This is a genomic window from Actinomadura sp. 1N219 (assembly GCF_044326405.1).
GTDB lineage: Bacteria > Actinomycetota > Actinomycetes > Streptosporangiales > Streptosporangiaceae > Spirillospora.
The window spans coordinates 86912-99334 of record NZ_JBIRAY010000019.1; the positions used below are offsets into that span (position 1 = coordinate 86912).

Genomic DNA, 12423 nt, shown 5'->3' on the forward strand with positions numbered 1-12423 from the left:
GGTTACGAGATTACATCGCCTGGCGTCCGAAGCGATATGAGGCAGGCCACGCTACGCTCCGCTGCCGGCGGGCCTCGCATCAGGGTTTGGTTCGGGGCGCAGGCAGCGCTCGCCGTCCGCCTCGTCGCCGAGCGACTCCGCCGCGAGTTTCCGCAGGACGTCCGCCAGCTCGGGATGCTCCTCGGGCGACCATCCGTCCAGGTGGCGGGCCAGGCCCTCGCGGCGGACGGCGAAGAGGCGCTCCGCCGCGTCCTGCCCGGCGCCGGTGATCGCGAGCGTCCCGTCGGCGCGGCTGACGTAGCCGGAGTCCACGAGCCGGTCGACGTGCGGGCGCCCGTCCTCGACGGTGACGCCCGCGCGTTCGGCGAGGTCCTGGCCGGTGACCGTCCCGTCCCTGGCGATCCGGCACAGCGCCCAGACGCTGCCCGGCGGCAGCGCGACACCCGAGAGCGAACCCAGCCGGTCGTAGAGTTCGAGGGCCTTCGGGTCCTTCCGCATGAGTTCGCTCAGCGCGCGCTCTATCTCGTGCCTGGACGACCGCACCGTAGGCGCAGCGCCGAACCCTTCACCGTAGTCGCGCGTCTGCGAGGTGGCCCGCAACGGAACCTCACGCAAGAACCACGTCAGGACGAACGCAACCGACGCCACCGGAACGGCCCACAAGAACACGGAATCGATCGACTGCGCATAGGCGTGCAGGACGCCGTCCTTCACCTCGGCCGGATACCTGTCGAGCATCCCGGGATTCCCCTGGACGGCGGACGGGTCGAAGCCGGGCGGCAGCGTCCGCGCCAGGTCCTCGATATGGCCGGCGAGCTGGTTGCTGAACACGGAACCGAACACCGCGACGCCGAACGACCCGCCGATCTGCCGGAAGAACGTCACCCCGGACGTAGCCGCACCAAGGTCTTTGTAAGACACCGAATTCTGGACGGCGATGACGAGCACCTGCAGCACCAATCCAAGCCCGAAGCCGAGCAGGGCGAACCGCAGGCTCATCGTCAGGGTGGACGCGTCCTCGTCCAGCCGCGAGCACAGGTACAGGGCCAGCGCGATCAGCGGCGTCCCGATCACCGGGAAGACCTTGTAGCGGCCGGTACGGCTGATCAGCTGCCCGGACCCGATCGAGGCGACCAGCATGCCGAGCATCATCGGCAGCAGGTGCACGCCGGACAGCGTCGGCGACACCCCGTGCACGACCTGCAGGAAGATCGGCAGGAACGTCAGCGCGCCGAACATCGCGAAGCCGACCGCGAAGCTGATCGCCGCGCCCAGCGAGAACACCGAGTTCGCCAGCAGCCGTGGCGGCATGATCGGCTCGGCGGCGCGGCGCTCCACCAGCAGCCACACCGCGATCAGCACGACCGACCCGGCCGCGAGGACGACGATCGGCGCGGACACCCAGTCGTAGGTCGTCCCGCCCCACGTCGTCACCAGGACGAGCCCGACCGCCCAGCCGACGATCAGCAGCGTCCCGAGGTAGTCGATGCGGTGCCGCTCGCGCTCGCCCGTCGCGTGCAGCACCGCCGCGATCACCAGCAGCGCGACGATCCCGACCGGCACGTTGATGTAGAACACCCAGCGCCACGACAGGTTGTCGACGAACCAGCCGCCGAGCAGCGGGCCGCACACGCTGGCCACGCCGAACACCGCGCCGAACAGGCCCTGGTAGCGGCCGCGATCGCGGGGCGGCACCACGTCCCCGACGATCGCGACGGCGAGCACCATCAGCCCGCCGCCGCCGAGGCCCTGCAGGGCGCGGAAGACGATCAGCTCCGTCATGTCCCGCGCGATGCCGCACAGCGCCGACCCGATCAGGAAGATCACGATGGACGACTGGAACAGCCGCTTGCGCCCGTACTGGTCGCCGAGCTTGCCCCACAGCGGCGTCGACGCGGTCGCGGCGAGCAGGTACGACGTCACGACCCACGACAGGTGGTTCAGCCCGCCGAGATCGCTGACGATCGTCGGCAGCGCCGTGGACACGATCGTCTGGTCCAGCGCGGCCAGCAGCATGCCGAGCATGAGCGCGCCGAGGATGACGTAGAGGTCCCTGCCCTTGGGCATGACCCGCTCGTCCGCTTCCGGCGCCGCTCCTGCCGTCATGCCGTCGCACCTCCCGAACGAACGCAGGAGGAGTGCCTACCCACGAACCCGGCGGGATCACCCGCGGGCGAGGGGCCACGTCAGCCAAGGAGGTCGCGGGGTCAGCCGAGGAGGTCGCGGGCGACCTTCGCGGCGCCGAGTCCCGCGGCCCCGCCCGCGACGCCCACCGCGCCGGCGGTGACCCACAGCGGGAGGCCGGGACGGGTCTTGACGGCGCTCAGCGTGTCCAGGGCGTCGACGGCGAGGCCGAGCCGCGTCCACAGGCGGCGGCCGGACTCGTCGCCGCTGAGCAGGTATCCGGCGCCGAGGGCGACCTCGCGGGCGCCGAACGCCCGGACCAGGTAGTCGCGTCCCGCGTCGGCGCCGGAGCCCATGCCCATGAGCCGCACGGTCAGCTTCGGGGCGGCCAGCGCCGCGAGCCCGAGCGCGATCCGGCCGCGCGCCAGGTTCGTCATCACGCCGTCGAGCTTGTCCCCGTCGTCGGACTTGCCCCGTCCGTCTATTTCAATCGCATCTGCCACAACTGGAGGTTATATGTGCCGCCCCGCGCTGCCGAGACCCGGGTAACCCCGTCCTTACACGTCTATCGTTTCAAGGAGGCGGCACCCCCATGCACTCCCCCGGTACTCCCCCCTCGGAAGGTGACCATGGTGACCACGGAAGGCCTCCTCGCCCTCGGCGTGGTGTCACTCCTCGCCGCGTTCTGCGTGCGCTGGGTCGCGGTGCGGCTCCGGCTCCCCATGCCCACCAGGGTCGCGGTGCTCACCGTGTTCGTCCTGGTCGTGCTGACGTTGTACGGGGATCAGCTGCGCACTTGAGTGAACGGTCAACGAATTCGTGCGGCGCGTCCCGAACCAACCGGCCCGGCAGAGAGTCATAACTGGCGAAACCGGCTTCACGCCCGTTCGCCGTCCCGCCTGACGCGAGCGGGACCCCGTCCGGCGAGGCCGGCCCGAGCGAGGGAGTCCACCAGTGCCGCATCAGGCGACCGCGATCCAGGGCACCGGCGGCGCGATCGCCCCGCATCTCAGACGGCTGCTGGAGTTCGTCGAGCCCGACCAGAACGACGTCTGCCTGGACGTGGCGCGCGGCCACGGACCCATGCCCGCCGCGCTCGCCCCGCAGGTCCGCCACATGACCGCCGTGGACGCGATGCCCGTGCCCGCCGACCCCGTGCCGGGCTCGTCGCGGCGCATGGCGACGGTCGAGTTCGGCACGGGACCGGTCCGCATCACCGACGGCGACTCGCCGCCGCCCGCCCGCGGCGTCGCCACCGCCCGCGGGACCGCGACCACCCGCGAGGACCCGCGGCCCCGTTCGATCGACCCCGACCGTCCGACGATCAAGGCGGACGCCACCGCGCTGCCGTACAGGGACAACACGTTCTCCCTGGTGACGGCCCGGTTCTCGCTCTACAACCTGGGCGATCCCGATCATGTGCTGCGCGAGCTGCTGCGGGTGTGCCGCCCCGGCGGACGGGTGGTCATCGCCGATCTCGTCCGCGGCAACCTCGCCGCCCCCGACCGGGACCGCATCGAGCGGCTCCGCGACCCCGACCATCCCGGCACCCCGTCCATCGCCCGGCTCACCGAGATGATCACTTCGGCGGGCGGGAGCATCCGCCGCCTGGACGTGTTCACCGTGGAGCGTCCGGTGGAGCCGTGGCTCGCCGGGGCGTGCGACGACGCGACGGCCGAGCGCATCCGCACGGCCCTCGTGGACGAGGTGGACGGCGGCCCGAAGACCGGCGCGAAACCCCGCATCATCGGCGGCGAACTGTGGTTCACCCAGTCGTGGGCGCACGTCGCCGCCGAACCGATCCCCTGACCGGTCAGGGAACCAGGACGGCGGCGCCGGTGAAGCGGTCCGCGGCCAGGTCGGCGAGGGCGCGGTCGGCGTCGTCCAGCCCGTATTCGCGGGTCGTGACCGCGACGTCCAGGCGGGCGGCCAGCGTCAGGAACTCCTCGCCGTCCGCGCGCGTGTTCGCCGTCACCGACCGGACCTGGCGCTCCTGGAACAGGTGCCGCCGGTAGTCCAGGGACGGGACGTCGCTCAGATGGATGCCCGCGACGGCGCACGTCCCGCCGCGGTCGAGGCGTTCCAGCGCGGCCGGGACCAGCTCCCCCGCGGGCGCGAAGACGATCGCCGAGTCGAGCGGGGCGGGCGCGGCGTCGGACGAGTCGCCCGCCCAGGACGCGCCGAGCTCGCGCGCCAGTTCGCGGGCGGCCGGGCTGCGGGTGAAGACATGCACGTCCGCGCCCTCCGCGATCGCGATCTGCGCGGCGAGGTGCGCGGACCCGCCGAACCCCCAGATGCCGAGCCGTCCCCCGGGCGGGACGTCGGCGCGGCGCAGCGCCCGGTAGCCGATGATGCCCGCGCACAGCAGCGGCGCCGCGCGGACGTCGTCCAGTTCGCGCGGCAGCGCGTAGGCGTAGGCGTCGACGGCCAAGGCGTATTCGGCGTATCCGCCGTGCGCGTCCCACCCGGTGTAGACGGACGACGGACACAGGTTCTCGGCGCCGCGACGGCAGAACCGGCACGCTCCGCACGTCCCGCGCAGCCACGCCACGCCGACGCGGTCTCCGGCCCCGTGCAGGGCCCCGACACCGGCGGCGACGACCTCGCCGACGATCTCGTGGCCCGGTGTCACGCCGGGCAGGTGGACGGGCAGGTCGCCCTCGGCAACGTGCAGGTCCGTCCGGCAGACGCCGCAGGCCAGGACGCGCACCAGCAGCTCACCCGGCCCAGGGGACGGCACGTCGCGGTCGGCACGCCGAAGCGGGCCCGACGCGATCGGAGCCGGACCCTCGACCGCCCACGCCCGCATGGGATCAGGGCGTCAGCGGGAGCTCGAACCAGACGGCCTTGCCGTCGGCCGTCGGCCGCGCGCCCCAGCGGGTGGCGAGCTGGTCGACGAGGTAGAGCCCGCGCCCGCCCTCGTCGGTCTCGCCTGCGCTGCGGATGCGCGGCAGCCGCATGTCGGAGTCGAACACCTCGACCCAGATCGCGTCCGCGCCGCGGCGCAGCCGGAGCCGGAAGTCCTTGGTGGACGGCTCGCGGCGGCCGAGATCGGCGCCGAGATTCCAGTCGTCCTCGTCGAACGGCCCGCCGTCGTACGAGCCCCCGTCGTACGGCGCGCCGTCGAACGGGCGGCCCTCGAACGGGTCGCCGTCGAGCGGGTCCGCGGCGAAGTCGGTGTTGAACTGGACGGCGGGCGGCGCGCTGAGCGGCTCCCCGCCGCGCCCCGGCTGCCCGGCCGGGACCGGGACGACCATCTCGCGGCGCGGCTGCGGGGTGGCGGTGGCGTGCAGGACGACGTTCGTGACGACCTCGGAGACGAGGAGGCAGGCCAGCTCGGACTGCTCGTCCAGCATCCCCCAGGACGCGAACGCGTCGGCGGCCATCCGGCGGGCCTCCGACACCATGATCGGCTCGGCGGTGAAGGTGCGCTCCTCGACGGCCAGCTCGTCGCCGGCGGTGCGGATCACGACGATCGCGACGTCGTCGTCGACGTCACCGGGGACGGCCTCGTAGGCGGCGTTCGCGATCGCCTCGACGCCGCTGCGCGCGACCTTGGCGACGGCCGCGCGGACCCTCTCCCGCGACTCCTCGCGCGTGTGGTGCTCGCCGTCCTCCCGGGGCCTGCGGTCGATGAGGCCGTCGGTGTAGAGGACGAGCGTGGAGCCCGGCTTCAGCTCCGTCGTCTCCTCGTTGAACAGGATCTCGCCGCCCATGCCGGGGGCGCGGAGGCCGAGCATGCCGCCCTGGCTCTCGAACGTCAGCTCGCTGACCTCGCCGTCCACGATCAGCATCGGCGGGTCGTGCCCGGCGTTGGCGAACTCCAGCACCCGCGACCACGCGTCGTACACGAAGTAGGTGCAGGACACGAGCGGCGGGCGGACGAGGTCGTCGCTGTTCCAGCCGGACCGCATCCGCTCGGGCCGCGTCATCGTGCGGACCCACTCGTCCAGCTTGCGGAGGATGTCGGCGGGCGGCTTGTCGTCCTGCGCGAAGGCGCGCAGCGCGGCGCGGAGCTGGCCCATCACGGCGGCGGCGCGGGCGCCGCGGCCCTCGACGTCGCCGATGACGAGGCCGACGCGGCCCGCCGACAGCGGGATGACGTCGTACCAGTCGCCGCCGACCTGCGTCTGGATGCCGTGCCCGTGCGACTCCAGCGGGCGGGCCGGCTCGTACCGCCAGGCGATCTGGAGGCCGTCCAGCCGGGGCGGCCGGTCGCCGGGCAGCAGGTGCTTCTGGAACGCCAGCGCGGTGTCGCGCTCCTCCTCGAACAGCAGCGCGTTGTCGACGGCGAGCGCGACGCGGCTGGCGATGGCGCCGAGCAGGTCGCGGTCGAAGCCGTCGTAGTGCGGGTCGGGCCGCTTGGACAGGTTCGACAGCGCGAGGCTCATCACGCCGAGCAGCTCGCCGCGCACCAGCAGCGGCGCGGAGATCACCGAGGTGATGCCCATCGCGTCGCCGAGCCGCCTGGACGACTCGTTCGGCGCGGAGAACCGGTGCTGGAGCATGTCCTCGACGAGGACGGCGTCGCGGCGGCTCATCGCCTTCTCGCTGAAGTGCCCGGGCGGGTAGTGGACGGGCTCGCCGACCTCCGCCCACGTGCCGGGCGGCGGCTCCCACCCGCCCGCGTGCCGCGACACGCGCCGGTAGAGCCGGTCGCCGCTGTACAGGTCGATGAAGCAGTGGTCGGCGAACTGCGGGACGAGCGTGTCGGCGACGCGGCGGAGCGTGCTCTCCAGCTCAAGCGACCCGGCGAGCCGCTCCCCGATGCGCTCCATCAGGCCGTAGCGGTCCTGCTCGCGCTGGTTGGAGCGGAGCGCCTCGCGCGCGAAGATGACGACGCCGTCGACCGCGCCGGACGGGTGGCGCAGCGGGACGGCGTGCGCGCGGGTGTAGACGGTGGTGCCGTCCACGCGCAGGTTGCAGAACGTGCCCTCCCACACGCCGCCCTTGAGGACGTGCTTGGCCAGCTCGGTCGCCTGCTCGTGGTCTTCTTCGGCGATGCCCAGGGAGAGGATGGAGTGGCCGATGATCTCGTCGCCGCCGAACCCGAACAGCTGCCGGGCGAACGCGTTGCCGTAGATGACGTTGCTGAAGCGGTCGCAGACGATGACCGCCATCTCCATCTGGTTGAGGACGGTCTCGGGCGGCAGATGCGCCTCGTCAGGCGCTTCCCCCCAGTGATTCATCTCCCCATCCCGATCGCAGTGGCGGGCCCGCCGGTTACCGCTTTCTCCCGGCACGGCCACCCGCCGCCGTCCGCCGCGGTGCGCACCGAATCGATGATCACCGGGCGTCGCGGCGCGGCTGCCGCGTGTACCTCTTCCGTCGTATTGAACGACGAACCCGCCGCCGGGATACGCCCGAAAGGCCCGCTGCTATGGAGATCTTCGGTATAGACCGTCGAGACGGCACCCCGTGCGCCCGACAACACGCCCGCCGGAACGGCCGCCCATGCGCCCGCACGCACCCCCGCAGAACACACGCCCGCGGTGTCAGCGCCTGCTGACGAAGACGTGTTCGGCGATGTCGCGCGGCAGTTCCGTCGCGGGACTGTCGGCCTCGTCGTCACTGATCACCTGCACCCCGTCATCGGTCGCCCGAAGCGTCACCTCTCGTCCCGGTTGTATCCCTATTTGCTTGAGTCTAAGCATCAGGTCGCTGTCGCTCTGCACCTGCTCGCTGATCCGCCGGATCACGGCCCCGGCGCCCCCGGGGCTGGCGACGGCGGTCATCACCGACAGCGGTGCGGAGTCGGCGTCGTCCCCGTGCCCGCCCAGTTCGTCCAGGCCGGGGATCGGGTTGCCGTGCGGGCAGGTGGTCGGGTTGTCAAGCAGGGAGACCAGGCGGCGCTCCACGTCCTCCGACATCACGTGCTCCCAGCGGCACGCCTCGATGTGGACGTCCTCCCAGGGCAGCCCGATCACGTTGACCAGCAGGCATTCGGCGAGCCTGTGCTTGCGCATGACGCGGGTCGCGAGACCGCGGCCGTTCTCGGTCAGTTCGAGATGCCGATCGCCCTCGACCCGCAGCAGCCCGTCGCGCTCCATCCGCGCGACCGTCTGGCTCACCGTCGGGCCGCTCTGGGAGAGCCGCTCCGCGATGCGCGCGCGAAGAGGGATGATCCCCTCTTCTTCGAGCTCGAAAACCGTCCGGAGATACATCTCCGTGGTATCGATCAGGCCGTGTGAGGTCACAGCTCCCTCCAGTCTTATGAACGGGAGTCTACTTGCTCGGACCTCGCAACGCCGGGCCCGGCGAATATCCCCCCGATGCCGGGTAAGGGGAACGCACGATGAACGCGAGAACTTCCCAGGACGCGAGAACTTCCCAGGACGCCGGGCCCTTCCTCCCCGGCACGGCCGAGGGGCGGTCCGATCTCGACGAGCTGCGCCGCGCGGCGGCCGGCTGCCGGGGCTGCGGCCTCTACGAGAACGCCACGCAGACCGTCTTCGGCGAGGGCTCGCCCGGCGGCCGGGTCATGTTCGTCGGCGAGCAGCCCGGCGACCAGGAGGACCGCAAGGGGCAGCCGTTCGTCGGCCCGGCCGGACGCGTCCTCGACCGGGCGCTCGCGGAGGCGGGGATCGAGCGCGGCGACGTCTACGTCACCAACGCCGTCAAGCACTTCAAGTTCAAGCGGCGGGAGGGCGGCGGGAAGCGGCGCATCCACGAGCCGCCGAGCGCGGCCGAGGTCCGCGCGTGCCGTCCCTGGCTGCTGGCGGAACTGCGGCTCCTGGACCCGGACGTCGTGGTCGTGCTCGGCGCCACGGCGGGCAGGGCGCTGTTCGGCTCGTCGTTCCGCGTGACCAAGCAGCGCGGGCGGCTCCTCCCGCTCCCCGACCTGGAGACGATCGGCACCCCGGCCGCCGGACGCGAACTCGGCGACGAGCCGCCGGAGCGGGCCGACACGCAGATCGTCGCGACGATCCACCCGTCTGCCGTGCTGCGCGCCGAGGACCGCGACGCGATGTACGCCGGATTCGTCGAAGACCTCAAGGTGGCGGCGTCAGCGCTCGGCTGAAAGGCGTCAGCGCTCGCCTAAGGGGCCTTCTGCTGTGCGGGTGTCGTAGCGGAGCAGCGCCGGGACGGCGAACGCGGCCACGACGACCAGGACGGCGCAGGCCAGCCCGCCCCCCACCCAGGACGCGGTGGCCCCGGTGACGCTGGCGGTCGCGCCCGCGCGGACGTCCCCGAGCCGCGGCCCGCCCGCGACGACGACGGTGAAGACTCCTTGGAGGCGGCCGCGCATCTCGTCGGGCGCGTACGTCTGGAGCATCGACTGGCGGAACACCGCCGACACCAGGTCGGCCGCCCCGCCGACGGCGAGGAAGGCCACCGCGAGCCACAGGCGTCCGGTCAGCCCCGCCGCGGCCACCGCGAGGCCCCACACCACGATGGACACGACGAGCGCGATGCCCTGCTTGCGGACGCGTCCGATCCAGCCGGACGACAGCCCGCCGAGGAACGCGCCGATCGCCATCGCGGCGAACAGGTAGCCGACCGCGCCCTCGCCGCCGTACCGCGTCTCGGCCACCTCGGGGAACAGGGCGCGCGGCATCGCGACCGCCATCGCGATGATGTCCACGACGAACGACATCATCAGCACCGGCTGCCCGGCCAGGTAGCGCAGGCCGTCGAACACCGACCGCAGGCCGGGCGCGCCGACGACGTCGCCGAGCGGCGGTATCGGCGGAAGGCGGAGCGCCGCGTACAGCGCCAGCGTGAACAGGACGGCGTCGAGCGCGTAGGCCGCCGCGTAGTTCCAGCGGGCCAGCAGCACCCCGGCGAACAGCGGCCCGGCCAGCATCCCGAACGTGCTGGCGGTGAAGGCGAGCGTGTTGGCGGCGGGGACGAGGGGCCTGTCGAGCAGCCGGGGGATGATCGCGCTGCGGGTCGGCGAGGACACCGCGAACCCGACGGCCTGGACCGCCACCACCGCCATGATCAGCGTGAGGCTGCCGAGGCCGAGGAGCGCCTGCGCCAGCAGCAGCAGGGTCGCCACCCACATCACGCAGGACGACGCGAACAGCAGCCTGCGCCGGTCCATGTGGTCGGCGACCGCGCCGCCCCACAGGCCGAACACGATCAGCGGGACGAGGTTGACGAAGCCGAGCACGCCGACCCAGAGCGACGACCTGGTCATGTCGTACACCTGGACGGGCACGGCGACGGCGGTGACCTGGAACCCGACGAACGACATGCCCTGCCCGAGCCACAGCCGCCGGAACGCGGGGTAGGCCAGCGGGCGGGTGTCGATCGCCAGGCTCCGCAGCCTCCCGCGACGCGACCTCTTCTCATCGCGCGGCTTGTCATCGCGCGGCGCCGGGGTCACGGAGACAGTCTCTCCATCACCCACTCCCCCTGCTCGTCCTCCCCCTTCTCAAGCGGGGTTCCCCGGCGGTACCGGATCCGGTCGTGGAGGCGGTCGCGGCGGCCCTGCCAGAATTCGATCGACTCCGGGACGAGGCGGTACCCGCCCCAGAAGTCCGGCAGCGGGATGGAGCCCTCCAGCGGCGCGGGCGCGTCCGGCGGCTCCTCGGGCCAGCGCTCGGCGAGCTCGGCGAAGCGGCGCTCCAGGACGTCCCGTCCCGGGATGACGCCCGACTGCCGCTCGCTCGCCCACGCGCCGAGCCGCGAACCGTGCGGGCGCGTCCGGAAATAGGCGGCCGACTCGTCCCGCGACAGCTCTTCCACCGGGCCCGCGACGCGGACCTGCCGATGCATCGCGTGCCAGGGGAACACGAGCGCCGCCCGCGGGTTCTCCGCGAGGTCCCGGCCCTTCCGCGACGTCAGGTTCGTGAAGAAGCGGAACCCCCGCGGCCCGTACCCCTTCAGCAGGACGGTCCGCGCGCTCGGGACCCCGTCCCCGGACGCCGTGGCCAGCACCATCGCGTTCGGCTCGGGCAGCCCGAACGCGTGCACGTCGGCGAACCACCCGGCGAACACCGCGAGCGGGTCGGCAGGGAGCGCCAACTCGGACAATTCGCCCCCCTCGTAGGATCTCCGGAGCCGGGCCGGGTCGGGCGTTGGGGCATCCACAGCGTCAGAGCCTCTCACCTGGACCTTGTGCAACTCGCACGACCCCTGGGTACTGGTCGGTAAAACCGACAGGGTTCAATGGCACGGCACCGCCTTATCACTCTTGGAGACGAAAGGCAGGACGACATGTCCGACTTCAAACCTGGTCTCGAGGGGGTCGTGGCCTTCGAGACCGAGATCGCCGAACCGGACAAGGAGGGCGGAGCCCTCCGCTACCGGGGCGTCGACATCGAGGAACTCGTCGGCCGCGTCTCCTTCGGCGACGCGTGGGGTCTCCTCGTGGACGACAGCTTCGACCCGGGACTCACCCCCGCCGAACCGCACGTCCTGCCGGTCACGTCCGGCGACGTGCGGGTGGACGTGCAGAGCGCCCTCCCCACCCTCGCCCCCGCCTACGGGATGCGGCCCCTCCTCGACATCTCCGACGACGAGGCCCGCGCCGACCTGGCCCGGGTCTCGGTGACGGCGCTGTCGTTCGTCGCCCAGTCGGCGCGCGGCATCGGCGTCCCGATGGTCCCGCAGGAGCGGATCAACGCCGCCGGGACGATCACCGAGCGGTTCATGGTCCGCTGGCGCGGTGAGCCCGATCCGAAGCACGTCCGGGCCATCGACGCGTACTGGGTCTCCGCCGCCGAGCACGGCATGAACGCCTCCACCTTCACCGCGCGGGTGATCGCCTCCACCGGCGCGGACGTCGCGGCCAGCATCTCCGGCGCGATCGGCGCGATGTCGGGCCCGCTGCACGGCGGCGCACCCGCCCGCGTCCTCCCGATGATCGAGAACGTGGAGCGGATCGGCGACGCCCGCAAGGTCGTCACCGACATCCTCGACTCCGGCGAGCGGCTGATGGGCTTCGGCCACCGCGTCTACCGCGCCGAGGACCCGCGCGCCCGCGTGCTGCGCCGCACCGCCAGGGAACTCGGCGCGCCGCGGTTCGAGGCCGCGAAGGCGCTGGAGGACGCCGCGCTGGCCGTGCTGCGCGAGCGCCGTCCGGACCGTCCGATCGAGACGAACGTGGAGTTCTGGGCCGCGGTCGTCCTGGACTTCGCCGAGGTCCCGACGGCGATGATGCCCGCCATGTTCACCTGCGGCCGCACCGCCGGTTGGGCCGCGCACATCATGGAGCAGAAGCGCACGGGCCGTCTCGTCCGGCCGAGCGCGAAGTACACCGGCCCGGGAACCCGCTCCATCGACGACGTCGCCGGGGCCGGCGAGGCCCTCAAGCGTCACACCAACTGATCTTCCCCCCGTCCCCCCGTC

The 12423-nt window shown here is 72.4% G+C and carries 11 protein-coding genes; 4 read left to right on the forward strand and 7 right to left on the reverse strand.

Annotated features, from left to right (window positions below):
• Nucleotides 1–51: 51 nt before the first annotated feature.
• Nucleotides 52–2106 carry an MFS transporter gene (locus ACH35V_RS37830; RefSeq protein WP_395979689.1) on the reverse strand — a complete coding sequence of 685 codons (2055 nt, stop codon included), beginning with the start codon at nucleotides 2104–2106 and terminating at the stop codon, nucleotides 52–54.
• A 101-nt stretch (nucleotides 2107–2207) separates the two neighbouring features.
• On the reverse strand, nucleotides 2208–2627 hold the full coding sequence (locus ACH35V_RS37835; RefSeq protein WP_395979690.1) for a hypothetical protein: 420 nt from the start codon (nucleotides 2625–2627) through the stop codon (nucleotides 2208–2210).
• Nucleotides 2628–2753: 126 nt separating this feature from the next.
• Between ACH35V_RS37835 and ACH35V_RS37840 the strand changes: the two genes are divergently transcribed.
• Nucleotides 2754–2924 carry a hypothetical protein gene (locus ACH35V_RS37840; RefSeq protein ID WP_395979691.1) on the forward strand — a complete coding sequence of 57 codons (171 nt, stop codon included), beginning with the start codon at nucleotides 2754–2756 and terminating at the stop codon, nucleotides 2922–2924.
• A 154-nt stretch (nucleotides 2925–3078) separates the two neighbouring features.
• Entirely contained in the window at nucleotides 3079–3933 is an 855-nt protein-coding gene (locus ACH35V_RS37845) for a class I SAM-dependent methyltransferase (RefSeq protein WP_395979692.1), read from the forward strand.
• Nucleotides 3934–3937: 4 nt separating this feature from the next.
• Here the strand turns inward: ACH35V_RS37845 and ACH35V_RS37850 are convergent, their stop codons facing one another.
• From ACH35V_RS37850 to ACH35V_RS37860, 3 genes are all read right to left on the reverse strand, one after another.
• A complete protein-coding gene (locus ACH35V_RS37850) occupies nucleotides 3938–4933 on the reverse strand; it encodes a zinc-dependent alcohol dehydrogenase family protein (RefSeq protein WP_395979693.1) in 996 nt (331 codons plus the stop codon).
• 4 nt (nucleotides 4934–4937) lie between these two features.
• Nucleotides 4938–7313: a SpoIIE family protein phosphatase gene (locus tag ACH35V_RS37855; RefSeq protein WP_395979694.1), complete on the reverse strand. Its 2376-nt coding sequence runs from the start codon at nucleotides 7311–7313 to the stop codon at nucleotides 4938–4940.
• Between the two features lie 306 nt (nucleotides 7314–7619).
• Nucleotides 7620–8321, reverse strand: a complete 702-nt coding sequence (locus tag ACH35V_RS37860) for a metal-dependent transcriptional regulator (RefSeq protein WP_131969453.1) — start codon at nucleotides 8319–8321, stop codon at nucleotides 7620–7622.
• A 98-nt stretch (nucleotides 8322–8419) separates the two neighbouring features.
• On the opposite strand from ACH35V_RS37860, the gene ACH35V_RS37865 reads away from it, so the two are divergent.
• A complete protein-coding gene (locus ACH35V_RS37865; RefSeq protein WP_395979695.1) occupies nucleotides 8420–9145 on the forward strand; it encodes a UdgX family uracil-DNA binding protein in 726 nt (241 codons plus the stop codon).
• A 6-nt stretch (nucleotides 9146–9151) separates the two neighbouring features.
• On the opposite strand, the gene ACH35V_RS37870 is transcribed toward ACH35V_RS37865, so the two are convergent.
• Both ACH35V_RS37870 and pdxH read right to left on the reverse strand, forming a co-directional pair.
• Nucleotides 9152–10456 (reverse strand): MFS transporter, encoded by a 1305-nt coding sequence (locus ACH35V_RS37870; RefSeq protein ID WP_395979696.1) that lies wholly within the window; start codon nucleotides 10454–10456, stop codon nucleotides 9152–9154.
• Nucleotides 10453–11106 carry a pyridoxamine 5'-phosphate oxidase gene (pdxH, locus tag ACH35V_RS37875; protein WP_395979697.1) on the reverse strand — a complete coding sequence of 218 codons (654 nt, stop codon included), beginning with the start codon at nucleotides 11104–11106 and terminating at the stop codon, nucleotides 10453–10455. Before pdxH ends, ACH35V_RS37870 begins: the two co-directional genes overlap by 4 nt.
• Nucleotides 11107–11289: 183 nt before the next feature.
• On the opposite strand from pdxH, the gene ACH35V_RS37880 reads away from it, so the two are divergent.
• Complete coding sequence (locus tag ACH35V_RS37880) at nucleotides 11290–12402, forward strand: citrate synthase 2 (RefSeq protein WP_395979698.1); 1113 nt, start codon at nucleotides 11290–11292, stop codon at nucleotides 12400–12402.
• The last annotated feature ends 21 nt before the right edge of the window (nucleotides 12403–12423 follow it).